The sequence below is a fragment of the Microbacterium testaceum genome (assembly GCF_001476285.1).
In the GTDB taxonomy this organism is placed as follows: domain Bacteria; phylum Actinomycetota; class Actinomycetes; order Actinomycetales; family Microbacteriaceae; genus Microbacterium; species Microbacterium testaceum_B.
Genome location: NZ_LDRU01000009.1, coordinates 42276 through 65386, shown reverse-complemented (window position 1 = coordinate 65386; position 23111 = coordinate 42276). Strand labels below are relative to the sequence as shown.

Sequence of the window (23111 nt, the reverse complement as noted above, 5' to 3'; positions counted from 1 at the left end):
CCCCAGCCCAGCCCCGCCCCGCGTCAGCGCAGCGCGCGAATCGCGAGAGCGGCGGCCTTCACCTCGCGGATGCGGCGCTCGTATGTGGCCGCGACGACGATGAGGAGCACGCCCGCGATCCCGAGCCACAGCCACCACAGCCCTGACACGCTCTCGTAGATCGAGGCGATCCAGGGCCAGAGCTGCGCGAGGGCGTGCACGATCAGCACGATCCCGCCGAGCAGGACGGGCGCCTGGAGCTTGGAGCGGGCGCCGACCAAGAGCACGGCGAGCGCGACGACGCCGAGCGCGATCACGCGCCAGAGCGCGTTGTCGCCGACGAAGTCGAACAGCAGCGACGGAATGAGCAGCAGCGCCAACCCCACCCCGAGGGCGGGCCAGCTGCGGAGCTCGGGACGAGCGCGGAGCGAACGGATGCCATGCCACACGAGCACGGCCGCGATCGGCGCCGTCACGAGCTCGACCGGATCGGCGGATCCCGTGACGAGGGCGACGGCTCCGAGCGCCGCCGCGACGCCCACTCCGGCCCAGAACACGAGCGCGCGGTGCGCTCCACTCCAGAGCACCGCGAGGGCGAGGATCGCGAGGATCGTCACCGCCGCACGAAGGCTTTCGCCACCCACCGCCGCGAGCCGCAGGGCGGAGAGGAGCGCCGCGAATCCCAGCGCCGTCAGCACGGCCGCGGGAGAAGCGAAGGCGGGGACGGCGTCGCCCCGGCGCCGCAGAAGAACCGCGACGACCACGAGAGGAACCGCCACCGCGAGCACCCAGGCGTCGAACGCGGGACGGTCGAGGTCGACGACACCGCGCGCGCCGCCCGCGACCACGAGAGCCAAAGCCGCCACTCCCAGCGTCGGCAGGACAAGCGGCCGCAGCACCGCGCGCGTCACGAGCGCGGCCGCGACCAGAAGCGCGACCGAGGCACCGAGAACCGCGATCGCCCGCGAAAGCTCGTCGGCGACGAGGGCCGCGGAGGGGAGGAGAGCCACACCGAGTCCGAGGCTCGCGAGGCCCGTCGCCATCGGGGTCAGGGGCCGCTCCCGCAGCCCTGCTGCGGCGGCGAGGAGCACGGCGACGAGGGGCAGCGTCATCCCCTCGATCGGGCGGATGCCCGCGCCGAGGCCGGTCACGGCGACGAGCGCCGCTCCCCCGAGGAGGACGGACACCACCGGGATACCGGTCAGCGCGTGCCGCATGCGCAGCGCCGCGGCCCCCGCAGCGCCGAGGACGAGCACGGCGAGGACAGCCCGCACGATCGGGCCGGCATCGACCGCGACGAGGACGGTCTCGCCGACCGTCAGCACGACGGCCGCCGCGATGACGGCTCCGCGTCCGATCGGCAGAGTCCAGCGCGCGGAACGACGCCCGCACCCCACGGCTGCAGCGGCCAGGGCCGCGGCGACCACGAGCACGAGCCCATCGAGGAGCGGGCCACCGGACTCCCCGCGCTCGGCGACGTGGAGCAGCTGCGCCCCCCACACGAGAAGGAGCGACAGCGCGCCCGCAGCGGCGACCGCGATCGGGAGCACGTCAGGTGTCCGAGCCGGACGCACCCAGGCGCCCGCGACAAGGAGCGCTGCGCCCGCCACGCCCGCGACGATCACGCGGACGGTGTCGTCGGCATCCGTCACCGCGGTGGGGACCAGCGCCAGCGCCGTTCCGGCGAAGGCGATCACGGCGGGCGCGGCGACCGAGCGCCCGTCGACACGGCGCCGCGCACGCTCGTTCGCGGCGGCCAGCAGCACGAGAACGCCCGCGAGCGGGAGGGTGTACACCTCGACCGTCTCGACCCGTTCGGACGACAACTGCAGCCACAGTGCGCCAGTCGCCAGCGCGACCGCGAGCCAGACGAGGTGACGCCGGAAACTGCGTGAGACGAAGAGCCCGTCCGCATCCACGGACCAGATCAGCGAGGTGATCGCGACGACGACGAGGGGAAGCCAGACACTCTCGCGCGGGGCGAGCGCCGTCACCGACAGCAGAGCGACCACCCCGGTTCCGGCGTCGACGAGGATCCGCGTGCGAACGTCGCCCCGCAGGACAGCCAGCGCCACCGCGGCGGCAAGGAGGGCGACGGACGCGACCGCGACGCTCGGCACCAGCTCGACCGGCTCGAGTGGGCGGATGATCGCGAGGGTCGCCATCATCGCGAGCAGCGGCCAGACGACCGCCGCCCCGGGCCGCAGAACCACCCAGGAGCGGTGCGCGCGACCGAGGACGACCCACGCGGCGGCACCGGTGGCCACCAGGCCGATCACGGCCCACCACGTCGACGCGGCGCGATCGGTGTTGCCGAACACCGCGAAGACCGCTGCCGACAGGAAGACGATCGCGAGTCCCACGAAGGCAGCCGCCTCGCGCTGCCCGGCGTCCCATCCGCGCGGAGGCGCGAGCGGACCACGCCAGGGAGCGAGGGCGAGCAGCAGGCAGATCGACGCGACAGACCCCACAGCCTCGAGCGGCCCGAGACCGACGACCTCGAGACCGAGACCCTCGAGCGCCGCGGCGGGGACGAGCCACGCGCTGCCCGCCGCGAAGGCGACGAACACCCCGGTCGCGGGCACGCGTGCCAAGGGGGTGACGGATGCCAGCATCCACAGCACGACGAGGAATCCGAGGGTCGCGACGGTCCACGCCAGGGGCGACGAGAACGACAGGACCCAGCCGGTCAGGAGCGCGAGGCTCCCCGCGACGGCGGACACCGCGACATCGCCCCGTCGCCGCCTCAAAAGCACCACGCCGGTGATCGCCAACGCGAGGTACCAGAGCACGATCGCGAGGCCCACACGCCACTGCGGACCGACGAGGAGCAGAACGCCCGCGCCAGCCCACCACACGACGAGACGGCGACTCGCGCCGCGCCCGGTGAGACGCCACACGAGGGCAGCCAGCACCACCGCGGCGACGAGCGAGACGACGGCCGCGGTGCTCGTGGCATCCACGTCATTCACGACGAAAGCGGACTCGCCGAACAGCGGGAGCAGGAGACGCAACGGAGCGCCAAGCGCCGCGAGTGCCCAGAGAACGGGTGCCACCGCGGCCAACCCCGCACCCGCGGCCGCGGTCAGCGCACCGGCGAGCAGAGCCGTTCGAGCGGATCCGGTGCCGACACGAACGGCCACGGCTTCGAGAGCGAGGGCGATGACCACGGCAACCAGGAGGGGAACGGTGACGGTGACCGTGGCATCCGCGAGACGGACGACCGTGGCCGTGACGCCGGATCCGAGAGCGAGCACCGAGAACGGTGCCGCGACGGTCGCGACGGGAGCCGCACCGGTGCGGAGGAACGCGCCGGCGTGCACGGCGAGCAGCGCGGCGAGCGGCACGCTCGCGGCGACCGGCGTCCACGCGCTCTCGGGGTCGAGGACGAGCGCGGAGATCAGGGCGAGGACCGCGCCGACTCCGGCGAACGAACGCAGGGCGGTGGTCTCGATCGCGACGGATCCGAGGTCGGCCCGGGCGAGCCGCCGCACCAGGGGCGCGGCGAGGGTGAGGACGAGGATCGTCAGTCCCGCGGCGTACCACCCGAGAGTGACATCGCGGGACAGGAGGCCCGCGACGACCAGAGGCGGGCCGACCGCGAACGACGCGACGCCCGCGGACAGCGGTGCACGGAGACCCGCGAACCGCGCCCACACGACGAACCCGATGCCGGCGAGAGCCGCCGCCCACCCCCAGTAGACGCGCGCGTCCGCACCGGACGCCCCGGCGAGGTCGTTCGCGCGCACGGCCCACACGTCGAGCGCCACGAGGGCTATTCCGAGGAGCGCGATACCCTCCGCCGTGGCCGTCAGTCGTCGACGGCGCAGAACGGATGCCGTGACGATCACGCCCGCGGTCAGAGCGCCCACGATGATCGAGCGAAGGACGAGACCACCGCTGACCCACGCCACCGTGAGGAAGAACGCCGCGGCCACAGCGAGCAGCACGACGCCCACCGAGAGCAGGAAGACCTGCACGCCGGAGCGACGCGGTTTGGCGGGCTCGACGGGCGTCGGCGGAGGGAAGGCCGGTCCGCCCTCGCTCGGACCGCCCGCGGGCTGCGCGGTCCCGGCACCCGGGAACGGGTGCAGCTCACCCGGAGGGGCGAACCCGGGAGGGGCCGTGAACGTCGGGGGCGCCGCCGCCTGAGCGGCCACCGGCAGCGGCGGCGGGGAGCCCGGCGCCGGCACGCCGGCCGGGACGGAATCGGGAACCGGCTGGGGATCGGGAACCGGCTGGGGATCGGGAACCGGCGAGGAACCGGGAACCGGCGCGCCGACCGATTCCTCCGCGGGAACGGGCGCCTCGCGAGCAGGGGCCGGAGCGTCGGGAGCCGGCCCCTCGACAGCAGGGGCCGGAGCGTCGGGGGCAGACGCATCGGGACCAGGAACCGGAGCCTCGGCAGCAGGAACCTGCGCCGCCGCGGGAGCAGCTGCGCCCGGAGAAGCCGAGGAGGCCGGAGCCGCCGCGCCCGCCCGCGCTGAGGCATCCGCTCGGATCACCCGCAGCGCCTCGTCGCGCGCGTGCACGAGACCGGCGATGTGCTGCGACAGCGACAGGACGTCGAAGGTCCGCGGGTCGCTGAGATCGAGTCCGCACGTCGCGCACGGCGACGCCGTGATCGGCGCGAAGCACCATGGGCAGCGCGATGTGTCGGTCAGTAGTTCGGGCTGCGACGGCCACGCCCTCCCGTGACTGCCCCCGTGCCCTCCCGCGACTTCCGTCATGGTCCCCCCTCGGCGTCGGTCGTGCTCCAGGCTAGCGAAGCGTCCGCGCCGGGAGGGGTTGTCCACAGCCGGGGAGCTTCAGCCCCGCGTGTGCAGAGGGGGTGTCCGCGGCGGCACCACGCGCCGCGGACGCAGCGCCTCGAACGCCGCGCCCAGTCGCAGCAGAGACGTGTCGTCGTAGGCCCGACCGGCGAACGTCAGGCCCACCGGCATCCCGATGTCGGCCATCACCCCCATCGGCACCGTCACGGTCGGCACCCCGCAGTGGCGGATCGCGAGATTGCCGGTCGAGACCCAGACGCCGTTGCGCCAGGCGATGTCCGCCGAGGCGGGGTTCACGTCGGCGTCCGCGGGCGCGACGTCGCTCTGCGTCGGGAAGACGAGGGCGTCGAGGACCTCGGCATCCATCCACTCCTCGAGATCGCGGCGCCGGGTCTCCTCCAGACCGCGCAGCCCCTCCTCCAGGTGCGGGATCTCGGTGAACGCCGTCACCGGGTGCTCGCGCACGTGCGCGGGGTAGACGGCGATGTCGTCGTCGAAGCCCGTGTAGCGGTCGGGCAGCGCACCCTCGGGGTGTGGGAAGATCTCGGCGCCGTCGACGACCGCGAGGCCGGGGTGTCCGTTCGCGCGGAGGAAGTCGTCCCACGCCCACGCCGACAGGTCGACGATCTCGCCATGAAGGAACTCGGGCGACACCAGACCGCGGGTCGCGATCGTGGGCGCCCCGGGCCGGTCGCCCTCGTAGTTGCTCAGCAGGGGGAAGTCGGTCTCGACGACGATCGCCCCCGCGGCCTCGAGGTCGGCGCGCGCGGCCTCCCACAGGGCGAGCACCGACGGCCGCGGTTCGATGCGCTCGCCCGTCGGCCCACCCACGCCCTTCGGACCGGTGCCCACGAGCGGATCGGAGCCGAGGAACAGGCGCGGGATGCCGATCCGCTTGCCCACCAGCGACGCGTCGGCCGCGAGCGCGGCGTACGACTCCGGCCGGACCTCGGACGCGGCCGGCAGCGGCACCCACGGCTGCGCGCGCCAGAAATCGCCGCGCGTTTCGGGATCATCGGCGACGACGACGTCGAGCACCGCGAGCAGGTCGGCCATCGATCGCGTGTGCGGCACGACGACGTCCATGGTCGGCACCAGCGGCCAGTTGCCGCGCACCGAGATCACGCCGCGTGAGGGGGTGTACGCGCAGAGTCCGTTGCAGGATGCCGGGGCCCGCCCGCTCGACCACGTCTCCTCGCCGAGACCGAAGACGCCGAACGACGAGGCCGTCGCCGTCCCGGAGCCGTTCGACGAGCCCGAGGCGAAGGCCGAGGTGAGGTATTCGGCGTTGTACGGGCTCTCGGCCCGTCCGTAGAGACCCCGCTGCATACCGCCGTTGGCCATCGGGGGCATGTTCGTGCGCCCGAGGCAGATGGCGCCCGCCTCACGCAGCCGCTCGATGGTGAACGCGTCGCTCCGCGCGACGAGATCGGCGAACGCCGGGCTTCCGGATGCCGCGGTGAGACCGCGCACGAGATAGCTGTCCTTCGCGGTGTACGGGATGCCGTCGAGCGGGCCGCGCACGTGCCCCGCGGCGCGACGCGCATCGGATGCCTCGGCCTCGGCCCGTGCGTCGGGGTTGAGGACGACGACGGAGTTCAACTTCGTCGCGGAGTCCGGCCCGTCGTACGCGGCGATGCGCGCGAGGTGCGCGTCGACGAGCTCGACCGCGGTGGTCTCGCCCGCGGCGAGCGCGGCGGCGAGCTGGGCGATGGTCGCTTCGGTGACCTCGATCATGCGCCGACCTCCGGCTGCTGCTGGGTGATGCAATGGATGCCGCCGCCCCGGGCGTACAGTTCGCGGGCGTCGACCGTGATCACCCGGCGTCCCGGGTACGCCTCCTCGAGGATGCCGCGCGCCCGATCGTCCGCTTCGGGCTCGTCGAAGCCGCAGGCGATCACGCCGCCGTTGACGACGAGGTGGTTAACGTAGCTCCAGTCGGTGTCGCCGTCCGCGTCACGGATCGTGGCGGGCGCGGGCAGGTCGACGATGTCGAACGGGCGGCCGGCGGCATCCGTCTGCTCCCCGAAGAAGGCACGGAGCTCGGCCGAGACGGCGTGGTCGGGGTGCGCGGGGTTGCGCTGGTCGTGCAGGAGCACGACTCCGGGCGAGGGCATCGTCGCGACGATGTCGACGTGCCCGCTCGTGCCGAAGTCCTCGTAATCGCGCGACAGCCCGCGGGGCAGCCAGACCGCGTGCGTCGCGCCGATCGTGCGGAGCATCTCGGCCTCGACGCGCGCGCGGTCGGCGTAGGGGTTGCGCCGCGGGTCGAGCTGCACGGTCTCGGTGAGGAAGACCGTTCCCTCGCCGTCGACGTGGATGCCGCCCCCCTCGTTCACCAGGAGAGACGACACGAGCTCGGCACCGGCCGCCTCGGCGACGAACCGACCGAGGCCGGCGGACTTCCGCCACGTGCCCCACCAGTGGTCGCCCCAGCCGTTGAACGTCCACGCGACCGCCCCCAGCACACCCGGGCGCTCGGGATCGAGCACGAACGTCGGGCCGGCGTCGCGCATCCAGAACTCGTCGACCGGCGCTTCGAGGATCTCGATCTCGGATGAGAGCATGCGTCGCGCCCGCGTCACCTCGGCGGGGTCGACGACCATCGTCACGGGTTCGAACTCGGCGACGGCGTGGGCGACAGCGGTCCAGGCCGCGTAACCGGCCTCGCGTTCGGCGTTGGTCTCGCCGAGGGTGGGTCCCTCCGCGGGGAAGGCCATCCAGGTTCGGGTCTGCGGGGCTGTCTCGCTCGGCATGCGCCAGCTCATCGGCGGGCCATCTCTTTCGGTCGGAATCGGGGTCGGCGTGCGGGGGACGGCGAGGTGGATCGTCGTCGATCACCCCTGCTCGAGCCCGAGGCTACCGAACCGGTGTTTCAGCCCGTGGACTCGGGGTGTTTCAGGGACATTAAACGTTTAAGTCGACGTCGGCGCAAGAGTCGATTCGACGTCGGGTACTGTCGGGCCGTGTGACGCCCCGCAAACCGACGCTGCACGACGTGGCCGCCGCCGCCGGCGTCTCGATCGCCGCCGCGTCGTTCGCGCTCCGCGACAAGGCCGGCGTCTCCCCCGAGACGCGGGAGCGCGTACTCGCCGCCGCCCGTGCGCTGGGCTACGTCGTCAACGCGCCCGCGCGCAGCCTCCGCACCGCCCGATACGGCGCGATCGGGCTGTACCTTCCGCCGGGCGCGACGCGCCTGCCGTACTACACCGAGTTCGCCTTCGGGGTGGTCGACGCCGCCGACCGACGCGGTCTCTCGGTGATCCTGCTCCCGCATCGCGAGGCCGACGACGACACCCCGCCGACGGCGTTCGTCGACGGTTACGTGGTGGTCGACGGGACGACGGACGATGCCGGCGTCCGTGCCATCCTCGACACCGGCCGCCCGGTGGTCAGCGCCGAACACCTCGTCGGCGGAGAGGGACGCGTCGCGGGGAGCGTGGTCTACGACCACGAGACCGCCCTCCGCGGACTCCTCGACCATCTGACTGCCCGGGGCGCCAGACGCATCGCCGCGGTGCTCCCCGCCGCGGGAACCGCGTGGAGTCGTGAGCTCACCACGACCTACGAGACGTGGATCGCCGAGCGCGGCGGCATCCCGATCTCACGCGCCATCGGCTTCATCCCCACCGCCGAGGAGGTCGACGCGGCCGTGGGCGACATCCTCGCGACGGAGCGTGTCGACGCCCTCATCGTGGGCCCGAGCGGGTCGGCGGCACCCGCCCTCGAAGCCGCCCACCGCGCCGGAAGACGGGTCGGCACCGACCTTCTGCTCGCGGCGTACGTCGACGAGCCGATGCACGCGCTGCTGACCCCGACGGTGACGTCGTTCGACCTCGAGGCGCGCGAGGTCGGCGAGGCCTGCCTCGAGCTGTTCACCGCGATCCAGGATGCCGATCCCCCGACCGACCGCGTGCAGGTGAGGCTCCCGCGGCTCGTCGTGCGCGCGAGCACCGCGGGGCCATAGGCGGCGCGCGCCGGATTCGGACGGATGCATCGGATTCGGACCGAATGCCCCATTTCTTCCGAATCCGGTGACGGTCTCCGAATCCGCGGGGGCGCACGCGCTCGTGGGGCGACGCCGGGCGGCCACCTAGAGTGAATCCCGTGCGGGTGCGGTTCTTCGGCGGGTTGAGCGTTGCCACGGATGACGGGGATGCCGTCGTGCCCGGGCGCGGCCAGCAGTCGCTGCTCCTCCGCCTCGCGGTGGATGCCGGCACCACCGTGAGCGCCCGCGCCCTGGTCGAAGATCTCTGGCCCCTCGACGTCCCCGACGACCCCCGGGCGGCCCTGCAGTCGCTCGTGTCGCGCCTGCGCCGCGCGCTCCCCGCGGGCTCGGTGTCGTCCACGCCCGGCGGTTACCGCCTCGACGTGGACCGCCGCGACGTCGACATCACGCTCTTCCAGGACCTGGTGGCCGAGGCCCGTGAGACCGACGACGGCGCCCGCGCCCGCGAAGCGCTGGCACTGTGGACCGGCGACGTCTGGACACCGGGCGAGGGCTTCGACTGGCTCGTCCGCGACCTCCTCGAAGATCGCGCCCACGCCGAGCGCCTCGCCGCGGCGGCCCCCGCACCCGCGGCTCCGCCCGTGCTCCCCGCCCCGGTCACGACCCTGATCGGCCGCGGCGACGAGCTCGACGCCATCCGCGCACGTCTCACCACGGACCGGCTCGTCACGATCGTCGGCCCGGGCGGAGCGGGCAAGACCACGCTCGCCGTCGAGACCGCCCGCGGACTCGCCGGTGCGATCGTCGTCGAGCTCGCCCCGGCCGCGGCGGGAGAGGTCTGGACGGCGATCGCCGGTGCCGTCGGACGCGGCATGCGCGTGCGCGACACGACCGGCGCGACCTCGACCTCGGCCGAGCGTGTCGCCGAGGCGGTCGCCGGACGCGAGGTGCTGCTCGTGCTCGACAACTGCGAGCACGTGACGGGCGAAGCGGCGGACGCCGCGCTGACCCTCCTCGGAATGAGCGAGGGTGTGCGCGTCCTCGCGACGAGCCGTGAGCCCCTCGGCATCCCGGGCGAAGCCTTCGTCGACCTCGGCCCTCTGCCGCCCGCCGATGCGGACGCCCTGTTCGCCCGCCGCGTGCGATCCGCGCGCGGGAGCGAACCGACGCCGGACGAGCACGAGACCGCCGCCCGGATCGTGCGCCGCCTCGACGGGCTCCCCCTGGCCATCGAGCTCGCCGCCGCGCGCACGCGCACCCTCACCCTCGCCGAGATCGACGCGGGCCTCGACGACCGCTTCGCCCTGTTGTCGCGCGGACCGCGGCTCAGCTCGGAGCGACACCGCACCCTCCGGGCGCTCATCGACTGGAGCTGGGACACCCTCACCGACCCCGAGCGGGTCGCCCTGCGCGCCGCGGCCGTCTTCCCCGACGGCATCGGCGCCTCGGACGCCCGCGCCGTCGCCACGGCCTTCGGGGTGGATGCCGACACTCTCGACGCCCTCGTCGACCGCTCGCTCCTCACCCGGCGCGACGGACGATTCCGGATGCTCGAGACCGTGCGCGAGTACGGGCTCGACCGGCTGCGCACCGACGGCGAGGAGGAGCGGTACCGCCGCACCGCCGCCGACGTGCTCACGGTTCTCGCCGCGCGGTGGGAGCAGGACGTGCGTGGGCCGGGGCTCCCTGCTGCCCTCGCCTGGTTCGACGCGAACGACGAGAACCTGACCGCGGCGCTCCGCGCCGTCGCCCGGGCGGGAGACCGTCGAGCGGGAGCAAGACTGCTGCGCAGCCTGCTCTGGCCGTGGGCGATCCGCGAGCGCAGCGACGACCTGCGGCGCGCGGTCGCCGACGTCGCCGATCCCACGACCCCTCTCGACGACGAACCGACCATCGTGGTCGAGGCGGTCGCGCTGTTCTCGGCCACCTTCCCCGAACCCGGCGGCACGACCGGCCTGTCGCCCAAGGTCTTCCTGGCCCGCCGCCTCGAGCTCGAGGAAGCCGCTCACCGACACCCCTCGGAGGTCACGGCGCTGATCCCGCCGCTGCTGCGTCTCGCGGGCTCGGTGCTCGCCGTGGGGGACGGCGACGCCGCCCGCACCTGGCACGTCGACGTGACCGACGCCGAGCTGCACGCCGCACCGCCGTGGTCGCGGGCGATCCTGCACACGCTGCACGCCGGGGCCGCGCAGAACGCCGGAGACGCCGCCACGCTCGGCGTCGAGAGCGGCCGCGCGCTCGAGATGTTCACCGCGATCGGCGACCCGTGGGGCACCGGCTTCGCGAGTCAGCTGCGCGCGGAGTGGCTCATCCTCGAGGGCCGCCTCGACGAGGCGCTCCTCGTCACCGACCGCTCGAGCGACGCGATCCGCGGCCTCACCTCCGTCTCGGACTTCCTGCAGCAGCGCGCCCAAGCCGTCGGCATCCTGCTCCGTCTCGGACGGGACGACGAGGCGCGCGCCCGTGTGGAGGAGATCGAGCGGCTCGCCGACGCCGACGGCTCGGTGCGCTCCGTCGCCCAAGCGGCCATGACCGTGGCCCATGTCGCGGTCGCCGCCGGCGACGGAGCCGAAGCCCTTCGCGCGGTCGAACGCATCACGCTCGAACCCGGCTTCCCGGATCAATTCGTGGCGTGGCGCGACGCGCAACGCGCGCAGGCACTGCTGCTGCTCGATCGGCACGACGAGGCCCGCGACGCGCTCCGCTCAGCGCTCGAGCGCGCGATCAGGTCACGGGACTTCCCGATCGTCGCGACGGTCCTCCTCGCGATCGCCGGGTGGAACGCCGCGACGGGGCGTCGCTCCCGCGCCGAAGAGGCCCTCGCCCGCGCCGCCGCCGTGCGCGGGGCCGCCGACGTCCGCGACCCCTTCTTCGTGTGGACGCGGGAGCGCTTGGCCGAGCTGCCCGAGGCTCCCACGACGGAGGGCCCCGGCATCCGGACGCCCCTGTCGGACGTGGATGCCGAGGCCCTCGCGGCCCTGCTCGACTGAAGCCCGCTCGGCTAGGCCTTGCGCATGTAGGCGCGCACCGTGAGCGGAGCGAACACCGCGACGATGACCGCCGCACCGATGAGCGAGATGAGCGCGTCGGAGCCGACCGTGCCGCTGTTGACGAGGTCGCGCACCGCGGTCACGAGGTGCGACACGGGGTTGACGTTGACGAACCACTGCAGCCACGAGGGCATCGTGTCGGCGGGGACGAACGCGTTGGACAGGAATGTCAGGGGGAACAGGATGATCATCGAGATGCCCTGCACGCTCGAGGCGCTGCGGGCGATGACCCCGAAGAACGCGAAGATCCAGCTGATCGCCCACGAGCACGTGATGACGAGGAGTCCCGCCGCGACGACGGCCCACAGGCCCCCCTCGGGCCGGAAGCCCATGACGAACCCCATCGCGAACGTGAGCGTCGTCGCGATCGCGTAGCGGACCGTGTCGGCCAGCAGCGCCCCCGACAGGGGCGCGATGCGCGCGATCGGGAGGGAGCGGAACCGGTCGAACACGCCCTTGTCCATGTCTTCGCGCAGCTGCGTGCCGGTCACGACCGAGGTCGTGATGACCGTCTGCACGAGGATGCCGGGGATGATGATCGGCAGGTAGTTCTGCACGTCGCCCGCGATCGCGCCGCCGAAGATGTACGTGAACATCAGCGTGAAAAGGATCGGCTGCAGCGTCACGTCGATGAGCTGCTCGGGCGTCCGCCGGATCTTCAGCAGACCGCGGCCCGCCATGGTGAGGGTGTTCTGGACGGTCTGCGCGAGGCTCGCGGTGCGCGGGAGGTCGCGTTCGAGGGTGAGGGCGCTCATGAGCGGACTCCTTCCAGGGCGTCGGCGTTCTCGTGCGCCGGGCGGTCGTCGGTGGGCACGCCGGTGCCGGTGAGGGTGAGGAAGACCTCGTCGAGGGTGGGCTGCTGCACACTGAACTCGCTCAGGTGCACGCCCTCCTCGCGGAAGGCCACCAGCAGGTCGGTGACCTGATCGGGGTCGGACATCGGCACCGTGAGGCGCGCCGCCTCCGGGGAGACGATGGCCGTGGCATCCAGGACACGTCCGACCGTCGCGCGGGCGACGTCGAGATCGGAGCCGGGCTGCAGACGCAGCACGAGCGACGCCTGCCCGACCGAGGCCTTGAGCTCGAGCGCCGTGCCCTCGGCGACGACGCGTCCGCGGTCGATGACGGCGATGCGGTCGGCGAGCTGGTCGGCCTCGTCGAGGTACTGGGTGGTGAGCACGACGGTGGAGCCGGATGCCACGAGCCGGCGGATCGTGTCCCACATCTGTCCGCGGGTGCGGGGATCCAGGCCCGTGGTCGGCTCGTCGAGGAAGATGAGCGGCGGCTGGGCGATGAGGGATGCCGCGAGGTCGAGCCGGCGACGCATACCGCCGGAGAACTTCGCGAGGGGACGGGATGCCGCCTCGGTGAGGCCGAACTCCTCGAGGAGTTCGCTCGCCTTTCGACGGGCGTCGCCCCGGGAGAGGCCGAGGAGGCGCCCGAAGATCATGAGGTTCTCGGTGGCCGAGAGCTTCTCGTCGACCGAGGCGAACTGCCCGGTCAGGCCGATGAGCTGACGCACGACGTGCGGCTCTCGGGCGACGTCGTGGCCGAAGATCTCGGCCCGGCCGCCGTCGGGACGCAGCAGCGTGGTCAGCATGCTGATGGTGGTGGTCTTGCCGGCGCCGTTGGGGCCGAGCACACCGTAGACCGTGCCGGCTTCGACGACGAGATCGACGCCGTCGACGGCCCGGTTGGAGCCGAACGTCTTGACGAGCCCTTCGGCTCGGACCGCGGGAGAGCGGGTGGATGAAGTGGTCATGACGACAGGATGCGCCGGGCGCACTGTCGTGCTCCTGTCACCGCGACGGGGGCGCTGTCACGGCGCTGTCAGGCGGGGTCGCGCCCCCGTGAAACGACGAACCGGATGCCACGACCGCGAGGTCATGGCATCCGGTTGCTCGAGCGAGGGCGTCAGGCTCCGCGCAGCCGTTCGGCGAGGTAGCCGTGGAGCGCGTCGAGGCCGATGCGCTCCTGGCCCATCGTGTCGCGGTCGCGCACGGTCACGGCGTTGTCGTCGAGCGAGTCGAAGTCCACCGTGACGCAGTACGGGGTGCCGATCTCATCCTGGCGGCGGTAGCGGCGGCCGATGGCACCGGCGTCGTCGAAGTCGATGTTCCAGCCGGCCGCGCGCAGCGTGTCGGCGACCTCGCGGGCCAGCGGCGACAGGCGCTCGTTGCGCGAGAGCGGCAGCACGGCGACCTTGACGGGCGCGAGGCGCGGGTCGAGCTTCAGCACCGTGCGGGTGTCGGTGCCGCCCTTGGCGTTGGGCACCTCTTCTTCGCGGTACGCGTCGACGAGGAACGCCATCATCGCGCGCGTCAGACCGAACGAGGGCTCGATGACATAGGGCGTGTACTTCTCGCCCGAGGCCTGGTCGAAGAAGGTGAGCGACTGGCCCGACGCCTCGGAGTGGCTCTTGAGGTCGTAGTCGGTGCGGTTGGCGACGCCCATGAGCTCGCCCCACTCCTTGCCCGGGAAGCCGAAGCGGTACTCGACGTCGATGGTGCCGGCGGAGTAGTGCGCGCGGTCGTCTTCGGGCACGTCGAAGCGCTTCATGTTGTCGGCGTCGATACCGAGGTCGATGAACCAGTTCCAGCACGCCTCGACCCAGTGCTCGAACCACTCGTTCGCCTCGGCGGGCGGGGTGAAGTACTCGATCTCCATCTGCTCGAACTCGCGCGTGCGGAAGATGAAGTTCCCGGGCGTGATTTCGTTGCGGAACGCCTTGCCGACCTGGCCGACGCCGAACGGGGGCTTGCGACGGGATGCCGTGAGCACGTTCGAGAAGTTCACGAAGATGCCCTGCGCGGTCTCGGGACGCAGGAAGTACAGGCCCGACTCGTCGTCGACGACGCCGAGATACGTCTTGACCAGGCCCGAGAACGACTTCGGCTCGGTGTACTGGCCCTTCGTGCCGCAGTTCGGGCACGGGACGTCGGCGAGGCCGTTCTCGGCCTTACGGCCCTTGCGGGCCTCGAAGTCCTCGATGAGGTTGTCGGCGCGGAAGCGCTTGTGGCAGTGCAGGCACTCCACCAGCGGGTCGGTGAAGGTCGCGACGTGGCCGGACGCCTCCCACACCCGCTTGGGCAGGATGATGCTCGAGTCGAGGCCCACCATGTCGCCGCGCCCGCGGACGAACGTCTGCCACCACTGGCGACGGATGTTCTCTTTCAGCTCGGTGCCGAGGGGGCCGTAGTCCCACGCCGAGCGCGAACCGCCGTAGATCTCACCGGCCTGGAACACGAACCCGCGGTGGCGGGCGAGGGCGATGACCTTGTCGAGGCGGGACTGTTCGGCCACGGTGGCTCCAATGGTCGGGAAAGCTGTGGGATGCCGCGGATGACGCGGACCCCCAGTTTACCGAAGCGGCCCGTCGCCGCCGGGCTCGTGCGCCGGGTCCGTGCGCCGGGTCCGCGCCCCGGGTCCGTGCGGCGGTTCAGCGCGTGAGGCGCTCGCGTCGCACGGTCACGGCGTCGAGAGCTGCCCGGTCGATCTCGACGCCGAGGCCGGGTCCGGTGGGCACGCGAACGTGCCCGTCCTCGATCACGGCGGGTTCGGTGACGATGTCGCGTGTGTAGAAGCGGGCGGATGCCGAGATGTCACCCGGCAGCGTGAAGCCGGGCAGGGCGGCGAGGGCGGCGTTGGCCGCGCGGCCGATCCCCGTCTCGAGCATGCCGCCGCACCACACGGGGATCCCGGCCGCGCGGCACAGGTCGTGCACCGCCACGGCTTCGAGGTAGCCGCCCACGCGACCCGCCTTGATGTTGACGATCGCCGCGGACCCGAGCGTCAGGGCGTCGGCGGCCGCCTTCGCCGAGACGATCGACTCGTCGAGGCACACGGGCGTCCGCAGCTTCTTCGCGAGCTGCGCGTGGTCGACGAGGTCGTCTTCCTGCAGCGGCTGCTCGATGAGCAGGAGGTCGAAGCGGTCCAGTTCGGCGAGGGTGTCGGCATCCTGAAGCGTGTACGCCGAGTTGGCGTCGACCTGCAACGGGATGTCGGCGAAGGTCCCGCGGACGGCGGCGGTGTCGGCGATGTCGCGCCCGGGCTTGATCTTGATCTTGATGCGGACGTACCCCTCATCGAGGTATCCGCCCACGACGTCGACCAGCTCGGCGGGGTCGCTCTGGATGCCGACCGAGACTCCCGAGGGCACGCGGGTCTTCTCGGCCCCGAGGTACTGGCCGAGGCTCCGCCCCTCGGCGCGCAGCGCGGCGTCGATCACCGCGAGCTCGAGGCCCGCCTTGGCCATGCGGTGCCCGACGAAGGGCGCCAGGATGCCGGGAACCTCCTCGGGCGCGAACGTCCGGCGCTCGAGCAGCGCCGGCACGAGATAGCGGCTCAGCACGTCCCACGCGCCCGCGGTGTATTCACTGGAGTACAGCGGTTCGGCCATCGTCACGACCTCGCCCCAGCCCACGCCGTCCGCGGTCTCCGCTGCGACGACGATCACCTCGCGCACGGTCTCGGTGCCGAACGACGTCGTGAACGGCGAAACGAGGGGCAGGTGCAGCACGCGGAGCTCCACGGCATCCAGGGTCACGGGCGAGGCGGGGCGGGTGAGGGGCATGACGGCAGGCTAACCGTGCGGCCGCGCGGACCGGAGGCGCGCTCACGGCGTGCCGGTGGCGACGCGGCGGCTCACGGCGTGCCGGGCTCCGGAGAAGCCGGGCGACAGTCGTCGATCTTCGCGACGCGACACGGGCGAGGCGACGATTGTTCCGGAGCGCGGCACCGGGCATGCCCGATCGATGGCGTCGGCGACCGTAACGCCCCCGCCCGCACCTGGCAAGGCCGACGACCGCGCCGCCCCGCACGCGTACGGTCGGGCGCATGAGCGACGACTTCACCCCCCGCCACGCGATCGTCACCGGCTCCGACTCGGGGATCGGTGCGGCCACCGCCCTCGCCCTCGCCGACGCCGGGATCGACGTCGCCGTGACCTACCACTCCGACAAGGACGGCGCGGAAGAGACCGCCGCCGCCGTCCGCGCCCGCGGATCCCGCGCAATCGTCGCGCAGTTCGACGCGACAGATTTCGATGCGGTCCCGGATGCCGTGAACGCCATGGCCGACGAGCTCGGGGGCCTCGACGTCTTCGTCAACAACGCCGGCGGCGGGATCGGGGGCTCGTTCCTCGACCTCGACTTCGACACGTGGCGCACCGACATCTCGCTCAACCTCGACGGCGCGTTCCTCGCCCTGCACACGGCCGCACGCCGCATGGTGGAGGCGCGCAGGGGTGGCCGACTCATCGTGGTGTCGAGCGTGCACGAGCACCAGCCGCGCGTCGGCTCGGCCCCCTATGTCGCGGCCAAGCACGGTGTCGGCGGCCTCATCAAGACGATGGCCCTCGAGCTCGGACAGTACGGCATCACCGCGAACGCCGTCGCCCCGGGGGAGATCGCGACCCCCATCAACGACATGTCGTCGGAGGATGCCGAGCGCACCCACCGCCCCGGGATCCCGCTCGGCCGCCCGGGCAAGCCCGAGGAGATCGCCGACGTGATCCGCTTCCTGGCGTCTCCTTCGGGCTCGTACGTCACGGGCGCGAGCTGGGTCGTCGACGGCGGGATGCTGCAGATGGGCCCGCAGGCGGGCTCGCACATGGATTCGGACGCATGGCGTTCGGCCGGAGAGAAGTGAGAGCGATGAGCGACGACAAGAGCTTCGAAGAGAACCGTCACGATCAGCTGACGTCGGCTCCCAAGGCCACCGAAGAAGACGCGGCCCCGCGCTTCGACGTCACCGAGCACGACGGCGTCACACGCATCGACGTGCGCGACGATGCGGCCGTGCGACCGGGCCCGGGTCAGGGCGACCCCGCGGCCGAGAAGGACGAGCCGGTCTCCGGCGACTGAGGCTCAGACGATCAGGTAGCCGCGACGGTCGAAGCCGCCGATCCGGAGACCGGATGCCAGCTGCCCCCGCAGCTCGTCGCGAAGGCGCACGCGCCACGCGGCGGCCGCCGTCGGGTCGGTGCGGCGCAGGGTCTCGATGTCGTCGGGGATCTCGACGACCGCGCGGACGCTGTCGGCGTCCGGTGTCGGGGCGGGCGGTTCGGCGAGAGCCCACGACACCATGAGTCGATCGGACTCGTCCCCGCGGTTCACGTCGTCGGGCATCTCGCCGTACTGGTTGACCAAGTAGTCGGTTACGCGCGTGCCGAGCACGGCGAGGTTGAAGTGCGCGTTACGAGCGATGAGCGGGTCGAAAGTCCAGGTGATGTGCCCGATCCCCCGCCCCAGCGCCCACTCGCGCTGGTGGTTCTTCAGCTGCCGACCGAGGCCACGGCCCTGATAGCCGGGCAGGACCCCGGTGATGTGCGAGTGCATCGACCGCTCGGCGGGCGGACCGAAGAACGCCGCCGAGGCGCCGATCATGTGCTCGCCGTCGAAGAGCCCCACGACGTAGTTGCCGGAGTGCTCGAGCGCCCGCAGGATGTTCGCCGGCATCGTCGCCCGGTCTCCGACCCACACCGCATCGAACAGGCGCGAGGCCTCGTGGATGCCCTCGATCGTCTCGAGGGGACGGATGTCGATCTCGCTCATGCCCCGAGTCTGGCATCCGGCGACAGCACCTGCGACAGTGCCGGCGACAGCGCCCGCGCCGCTCACCCTCGTCCCACTTCTGACGCTTCGTGTCCCACATTTCGCCACTTCACGGCGCCTCGACCAGCGATAAGTGGGACAAGGGATGCCGCACAGGGTCTGGAGAGCCGGAACAGCCCGCCGCGTGACGAAAGACCGGGTCGACTCGTCACACCAGTGACGCCGCACCGCGCGGGCCCGACGGGAGGACGAGACGATGAGAGCCGGACGCATCACCACGGCCCGCCGCACGCGAGGGGTGTTCATCGCGACCGGGGTCGGCGCGGGGATCGTGGTCCTGATCGCTCTGGGGCTCTTCCTGCCGCTCCTCGGGTTCCTCGCCGGGGCCACCGCGTCGACCGCGGGTCTCATCCCCTTCCCCACGCTGAGCGTGACCCTCGTGACGCTGGTCGGCGTCGTCATCGTCGCGGGACTGCTCCTGCTCGCGCTCACCCGCCGACGCACGGGCGTCGCGATCGTGTGGGTCGTGCTCGCCGTTCTCGTCGCACTCGCCGTGACGGTGTTCCCGCTGGTGGCCATGGCATCCGGATCCGCGGAGCGGGCCTCCGACATCGCTCCGCTCATCGGCGAGCTGTGGGGCCGGCTGACCGGCGGCGCGTAAGCCGTCAGCGGGGCAGCTTGTCGATCCCGCCCACGTGGCGGATCGTGCGACCGCGCTCGACGGCGATCGCGATCCCGCCGACGAGCCAGAGGGGCACCTGCATGAGGAACGCCCAGCGGAAGGCGTCCAGGGAGTAGGTGTCGGGAGTCCCGGCACCCTGCACGTCCATCGCGATACCGATGAAGAGGATCGCGAGGAGCGCCGCGAGGAACCCGCCGCCGTTCACGATGCCCGTCGCGGTGCTGAGCCGGTGGCTCGGGGTGAACGTGCGGGCGTGGTCGAACGCGATCATCGACGCGGGACCACCGGTCGACAGCGCGAACATCAGCACGATCAGCAGCCACACGGGAGCGGGCCCGGGCCAGACGATGACGACGATCCACACCGCCGCCTGGAACACCACGGTCGGCAGGACGAGCCAGCGCGAGCGCCGCGTCGGGTGCCGGCTCGACAGCGCGCCGATCACCGGTCCGCACAGGATGCCGAAGAACACGAGCGTCGTCATGATGAGCGACGCGGTGGCCGGTGCGAGCCCCTCGCCCGCGGTGAGGAACGGGAACCCCCACAGCAGCATGAACGCGGTGCCCGCGAACGGCGTGGCGAAGTGCGACCAGAAGCCGAGGCGCGTGCCCGGGTGCGCCCACGACTCGCGGAACCCCTGACGCAGGTCGGCGGAGGATTTCACGACGCGGATCGCGCCCGTCTGCGTGTCGACGGACGTGTCGACCGGATCGGAGCGCCGTTCGGGCGGGCGGTTGCGGATGATCAGGTACGTCAGCACACCGAACAGCACGCCGAGCCCGGAGACGCTGCCGAACGCGACGCTCCAACTCGTGGCGTGCAGGAGGGCGGCGAGCGGCACGACGGCGATGATCTGCCCGAACTGGCCGATGATCCCGGTCAGCTGCACCAGCAGGGGTGCTCTCTGCGCGGGGAACCATGTGGCGATCACGCGCAGCACGCTGGGGAAGATCGCCGCGTCACCCGCGCCGATGAGCACGCGGGCCAGGATGCCGATCCCCACCGCATCGGCGAACGCCATGACGAGCTGGCCCGCCGCCATCAGCAGCATGCCGATCGCGATGATCGGGCGGGCGCCGAAGCGATCGAGGAGGAGGCCGACCGGGATCTGCATCGCGCCGTAGACGAAGAGCTGGATGACGGCGAACATCGACAGCGCCGAGGCGTCGGCGTGGAAGCGGGTCGCCGCGTCGACGCCCACCGCCGACAGCGAGGTGCGGTTCACGATCGACACGACGTAGGCGAGCAGCCCGATCCCCCACAGCAGCCACGTGCGCCACCCCGGGCGGTCGAGGCGCAGGGAGTCGGTCACGATTCCAGGCTATCCGCGCGCACCGACATCCGGTCGCGGGGTGGCGCGGCGGTGGCCACGGCGCCACCGAAGCGGTCAGGAGGCGAGATCGCCGAGCACGTCGGACATCCGCTGCCGGACCTCGTCGAGATGGCGGGTCAACGGCATCCGGTTCTCATCCGCCAGCCATCGCTCGAGAGCGGTCTGCAACAGGTCGACGGTGAGACCCGCCACGACACGGGACGTGAGCGGATCGGCGCCGCGCGCGGCGCACCCCGCGCGGATCGCCTCGCGCAGGTCGGCCTGCTTCTGCAGGTCGCGTTCACGGAGGGCAGGCTCGTCCTCGATGATGCGACGGGATGCCGCCATCTGATCGCGCCGCGGCTCGAACCTCTCCGCGGCGAGCGCGCGCAGCCCCGTCCACGCGATCGAGAACGGCGCCGCCCCGGCCGGAGCGGCGGCCAGCATCGCCGTCGCCAGGCCCGGGATCTCGTCGTCGCCGAAGAAGACCTCGCGCTTGTCGCTGAAGTGACGGAAGAACGTCCGCCGCGTGACTCCGGCGCGCTCGACGATGTCGGGCACGGTCGTCACGCCGAAACCGCGCTCCTCGAAGAGCTCCAGCGCGGCGACGCGGAGCCTCTCCCTGGTGTCCGGAGCCCATCTCGCCATGCCTCGAGCATAGGTGATGTCACTTGGCGTCATCAGGTCTATAGTGAAGACACTTCGTGTCATCACTGCGGAAAGGCCCCGATGTCCACCCACGCTGCGGCGATCATGCCGGCACCCCGCGCTCGCCTGACCGTGACGACCCTGCCCACCCCGACGCCCGCCCCCGACGAGGTCCTCGTCCGGGTGCGGGCCGTCGCGGTCAATCCCGTCGACTGGGTCATCCAGGGCACCAGCCGGGTCACCTACCGGTGGCTGCGCACCCCAGCCGTCCTCGGCTCCGACGTCGCCGGGGAAGTCCTCGCGACGGGCGCGAACGTCACGCGCTTCCGCGTGGGACAGCGGGTCTTCGGCCTCGCCACCGGAACCGACCGCGGGCGCGATCCGCTCCGCGAGGGCGCATTCCAGGATGCCACCGTGTTGAGCGAGCAGCTGACGACACCGACGCCGACATCGCTCTCCGACGAGGAGGCCGCGGTCCTCCCCCTGGCCGTCTCGACCGCGGCGTGTGCGCTGTTCCAGCCCGCCCATCTGGGGCTCCGCACCCCCTCCGCCGAGACCGCGGGAGGCGGTGCCGGCGTGGTGGTGGTCTGGGGCGGCTCGACCAGCGTCGGGATGAGCGCCGTCCAGCTCGCGCGCGCTGCCGGCTACGACGTCGTCAGCACCGCTTCGCCGCGCAATGCCGACCTCGTGCGATCGCTCGGAGCCGACGCCGTCGCCGACCACGGCTCTCGGACGGCCGTCGACGACCTCGTCGCCGCGATCGGCTCGCGCCCCGTCGTCGGCGCGGTCGCGCTCGGCGCCGGATCGGCGGACGCGTGCATCGACATCCTCGCGCGCACCGGCGGCACGCGACTGGCCCTCGCCAGCACCCCGTACTCGCTCGCCGGCCTCGTCGGCCGTCGCCGCCTGTTCCCGACGATGATCCCGGTCTTCTCGCGCATCGGGCTGGCGACCGTGCGATCGATGCTCCGCGCGCGACGCCGCGGCATCCGTGCTGCTTTCGTCTGGGGAAGCAGCCTGCGCGACGACGACCTCGGACCGCGCCTGTGGGGCGAGGTGTTGCCCCAGCTCCTGGCCGACGGGCGCCTGCGCGCCCTCCCCGAGCCGATGGTCGTCGGCACGGGACTCGCGTCGCTCCAAGACGCCCTCGACCAGCAGCGGGCGGGCGTCTCGGCGCGCAAGATCGTGGTCCGACTCTGATCACCGCCGAGTCGGGACGGGGCGTGGTCAGCGACGTCACCGGCGCACGGCAGAATGGTCCGATGGTCTCCGCGAGCCCCCACCTGCAGCCCGATCACGCGTGCCTCATCGTCCACGGCAGCGACACCCCCGGCATCATCGCCGCCGTGTCGGCGCTCATCGCCCGCCAGGGCGGCAACATCGTCGCCTTCGACCAGTACTCGGACGACCCGCGCGGGGGTGCGTACTTCCAGCGCGTCGTGTTCTTCCGTCCGAACCTCGCCGCCGCTTTCCCCGAGATCGAGGCAGACCTCGCCAAGACCCTCGGCGACGGCTTCGAGCTGGAATGGACGCTCACCGACCTCTCCACGCCGAAGCGCATGGCGATCCTGGCGTCGAAGCAGGACCACTGCCTGCTCGACCTGCTGTGGCGTCACCGCCGCGGCGATCTGCCCGTCAGCATCCCCATGGTCGTGTCGAACCACACCACCGCGGCCGAAGACGTGCGCTCGTTCGGCGTCCCGTTCTTCCACGTCCCCTCGACGCCCGGCCCGGACAAGTCGGCATCCGAGGCCCGCATTCTCGAGCTGCTGGTCGGCAACGTCGACTTCGTCGTGCTCGCGCGGTACATGCAGATCCTGTCTCCCGAGTTCCTCGAGAAGATCGGCGTGCCGGTGATCAACATCCACCACTCGTTCCTCCCGGCGTTCATCGGTGCCGAGCCGTACAAGAAGGCGAAGGAGCGCGGGGTCAAGCTCATCGGCGCCACCTCGCACTACGTGACGAGCGACCTCGACGAGGGTCCGATCATCGAGCAGGACACCGTCCGCGTCACGCACGCCGACTCGGCCGCCGAGCTCGCGCGCCGCGGCGCCGACGTCGAGCGCCAGGTGCTGTCGCGCGCGGTGCTGTGGCACGCCGAAGACCGCGTCATCCGCCACGGCAACCACACGATCGTCTTCTGACGCCCGAGCGTGATGCCGGCT

Annotated in this window: 17 protein-coding genes; 7 read left to right on the top strand and 10 right to left on the bottom strand. The window is 72.2% G+C overall.

The window, feature by feature from the left end; all coding sequences use genetic code 11:
- Positions 1 to 23: 23 nt before the first annotated feature.
- The 3 genes from NS283_RS02435 to NS283_RS02425 all read right to left on the bottom strand — a co-directional run bounded on the left by NS283_RS02435 (position 24) and on the right by NS283_RS02425 (position 7519).
- Positions 24 to 4709, bottom strand: coding sequence for an SCO7613 C-terminal domain-containing membrane protein (locus tag NS283_RS02435; protein WP_058595292.1), 4686 nt, complete (start codon positions 4707 to 4709; stop codon positions 24 to 26).
- A gap of 78 nt (positions 4710 to 4787) precedes the next feature.
- A complete protein-coding gene (locus tag NS283_RS02430; protein WP_058595291.1) occupies positions 4788 to 6488 on the bottom strand; it encodes an amidase in 1701 nt (566 codons plus the stop codon).
- Positions 6485 to 7519, bottom strand: a complete 1035-nt coding sequence (locus NS283_RS02425) for an agmatine deiminase family protein (RefSeq protein ID WP_058595290.1) — start codon at positions 7517 to 7519, stop codon at positions 6485 to 6487. Before NS283_RS02425 ends, NS283_RS02430 begins: the two co-directional genes overlap by 4 nt.
- Before the next feature lie 200 nt (positions 7520 to 7719).
- Between NS283_RS02425 and NS283_RS02420 the strand changes: the two genes are divergently transcribed.
- A complete protein-coding gene (locus tag NS283_RS02420; RefSeq protein WP_058595289.1) occupies positions 7720 to 8718 on the top strand; it encodes a LacI family DNA-binding transcriptional regulator in 999 nt (332 codons plus the stop codon).
- A 140-nt stretch (positions 8719 to 8858) separates the two neighbouring features.
- Positions 8859 to 11690, top strand: a complete 2832-nt coding sequence (locus NS283_RS02415; protein ID WP_058595299.1) for an ATP-binding protein — start codon at positions 8859 to 8861, stop codon at positions 11688 to 11690.
- 11 nt (positions 11691 to 11701) lie between these two features.
- Here NS283_RS02415 and NS283_RS02410 read toward each other — a convergent pair whose 3' ends face one another.
- The 4 genes from NS283_RS02410 to menC all read right to left on the bottom strand — a co-directional run bounded on the left by NS283_RS02410 (position 11702) and on the right by menC (position 16323).
- Positions 11702 to 12505: an ABC transporter permease gene (locus NS283_RS02410; RefSeq protein ID WP_058595288.1), complete on the bottom strand. Its 804-nt coding sequence runs from the start codon at positions 12503 to 12505 to the stop codon at positions 11702 to 11704.
- Complete coding sequence (locus tag NS283_RS02405; protein WP_058595287.1) at positions 12502 to 13512, bottom strand: ATP-binding cassette domain-containing protein; 1011 nt, start codon at positions 13510 to 13512, stop codon at positions 12502 to 12504. The genes NS283_RS02410 and NS283_RS02405 overlap by 4 nt, the downstream gene beginning before the upstream one ends.
- Positions 13513 to 13664: 152 nt before the next feature.
- Complete coding sequence (locus NS283_RS02400) at positions 13665 to 15053, bottom strand: glycine--tRNA ligase (protein WP_058595286.1); 1389 nt, start codon at positions 15051 to 15053, stop codon at positions 13665 to 13667.
- A 136-nt stretch (positions 15054 to 15189) separates the two neighbouring features.
- On the bottom strand, positions 15190 to 16323 hold the full coding sequence (gene menC, locus NS283_RS02395) for an o-succinylbenzoate synthase (protein WP_058595285.1): 1134 nt from the start codon (positions 16321 to 16323) through the stop codon (positions 15190 to 15192).
- Positions 16324 to 16586: 263 nt separating this feature from the next.
- Here menC and NS283_RS02390 point away from each other — a divergent pair, with 263 nt between their 5' ends.
- Together NS283_RS02390 and NS283_RS02385 are read left to right on the top strand one after the other, a co-directional pair.
- Positions 16587 to 17399 (top strand): SDR family oxidoreductase, encoded by an 813-nt coding sequence (locus NS283_RS02390; RefSeq protein WP_058595284.1) that lies wholly within the window; start codon positions 16587 to 16589, stop codon positions 17397 to 17399.
- Positions 17400 to 17404: 5 nt separating this feature from the next.
- Positions 17405 to 17614 carry a hypothetical protein gene (locus NS283_RS02385; RefSeq protein ID WP_058595283.1) on the top strand — a complete coding sequence of 70 codons (210 nt, stop codon included), beginning with the start codon at positions 17405 to 17407 and terminating at the stop codon, positions 17612 to 17614.
- A gap of 3 nt (positions 17615 to 17617) precedes the next feature.
- Here NS283_RS02385 and NS283_RS02380 read toward each other — a convergent pair whose 3' ends face one another.
- Positions 17618 to 18304, bottom strand: coding sequence for a GNAT family N-acetyltransferase (locus NS283_RS02380; protein WP_058595282.1), 687 nt, complete (start codon positions 18302 to 18304; stop codon positions 17618 to 17620).
- A gap of 256 nt (positions 18305 to 18560) precedes the next feature.
- Between NS283_RS02380 and NS283_RS02375 the strand changes: the two genes are divergently transcribed.
- Entirely contained in the window at positions 18561 to 18965 is a 405-nt protein-coding gene (locus NS283_RS02375; protein WP_058595281.1) for a hypothetical protein, read from the top strand.
- Between the two features lie 4 nt (positions 18966 to 18969).
- On the opposite strand, the gene NS283_RS02370 is transcribed toward NS283_RS02375, so the two are convergent.
- A complete protein-coding gene (locus NS283_RS02370) occupies positions 18970 to 20298 on the bottom strand; it encodes an MFS transporter (protein WP_058595280.1) in 1329 nt (442 codons plus the stop codon).
- A 75-nt stretch (positions 20299 to 20373) separates the two neighbouring features.
- Complete coding sequence (locus tag NS283_RS02365; protein WP_058595279.1) at positions 20374 to 20946, bottom strand: TetR family transcriptional regulator; 573 nt, start codon at positions 20944 to 20946, stop codon at positions 20374 to 20376.
- A gap of 81 nt (positions 20947 to 21027) precedes the next feature.
- On the opposite strand from NS283_RS02365, the gene NS283_RS02360 reads away from it, so the two are divergent.
- Together NS283_RS02360 and purU are read left to right on the top strand one after the other, a co-directional pair.
- On the top strand, positions 21028 to 22146 hold the full coding sequence (locus NS283_RS02360; protein ID WP_058595278.1) for a zinc-binding alcohol dehydrogenase family protein: 1119 nt from the start codon (positions 21028 to 21030) through the stop codon (positions 22144 to 22146).
- Positions 22147 to 22208: 62 nt separating this feature from the next.
- Positions 22209 to 23090: a formyltetrahydrofolate deformylase gene (gene purU / locus NS283_RS02355; protein ID WP_058595298.1), complete on the top strand. Its 882-nt coding sequence runs from the start codon at positions 22209 to 22211 to the stop codon at positions 23088 to 23090.
- Positions 23091 to 23111 lie beyond the last annotated feature (21 nt).

Coding starts and splice junctions, on each gene's coding strand:
- NS283_RS02435 (WP_058595292.1), bottom strand. CDS start 4,709: ATGACGGAAGTCGCGGGAGGGCACGGGGGCAGTCACGGGAGGGCGTGG.
- NS283_RS02430 (WP_058595291.1), bottom strand. CDS start 6,488: ATGATCGAGGTCACCGAAGCGACCATCGCCCAGCTCGCCGCCGCGCTC.
- NS283_RS02425 (WP_058595290.1), bottom strand. CDS start 7,519: ATGAGCTGGCGCATGCCGAGCGAGACAGCCCCGCAGACCCGAACCTGG.
- NS283_RS02410 (WP_058595288.1), bottom strand. CDS start 12,505: ATGAGCGCCCTCACCCTCGAACGCGACCTCCCGCGCACCGCGAGCCTC.
- NS283_RS02405 (WP_058595287.1), bottom strand. CDS start 13,512: ATGACCACTTCATCCACCCGCTCTCCCGCGGTCCGAGCCGAAGGGCTC.
- menC (WP_058595285.1), bottom strand. CDS start 16,323: ATGCCCCTCACCCGCCCCGCCTCGCCCGTGACCCTGGATGCCGTGGAG.
- NS283_RS02390 (WP_058595284.1), top strand. CDS start 16,587: ATGAGCGACGACTTCACCCCCCGCCACGCGATCGTCACCGGCTCCGAC.
- NS283_RS02385 (WP_058595283.1), top strand. CDS start 17,405: ATGAGCGACGACAAGAGCTTCGAAGAGAACCGTCACGATCAGCTGACG.
- NS283_RS02380 (WP_058595282.1), bottom strand. CDS start 18,304: ATGAGCGAGATCGACATCCGTCCCCTCGAGACGATCGAGGGCATCCAC.
- NS283_RS02375 (WP_058595281.1), top strand. CDS start 18,561: ATGAGAGCCGGACGCATCACCACGGCCCGCCGCACGCGAGGGGTGTTC.
- NS283_RS02365 (WP_058595279.1), bottom strand. CDS start 20,946: ATGGCGAGATGGGCTCCGGACACCAGGGAGAGGCTCCGCGTCGCCGCG.
- NS283_RS02360 (WP_058595278.1), top strand. CDS start 21,028: ATGTCCACCCACGCTGCGGCGATCATGCCGGCACCCCGCGCTCGCCTG.
- purU (WP_058595298.1), top strand. CDS start 22,209: ATGGTCTCCGCGAGCCCCCACCTGCAGCCCGATCACGCGTGCCTCATC.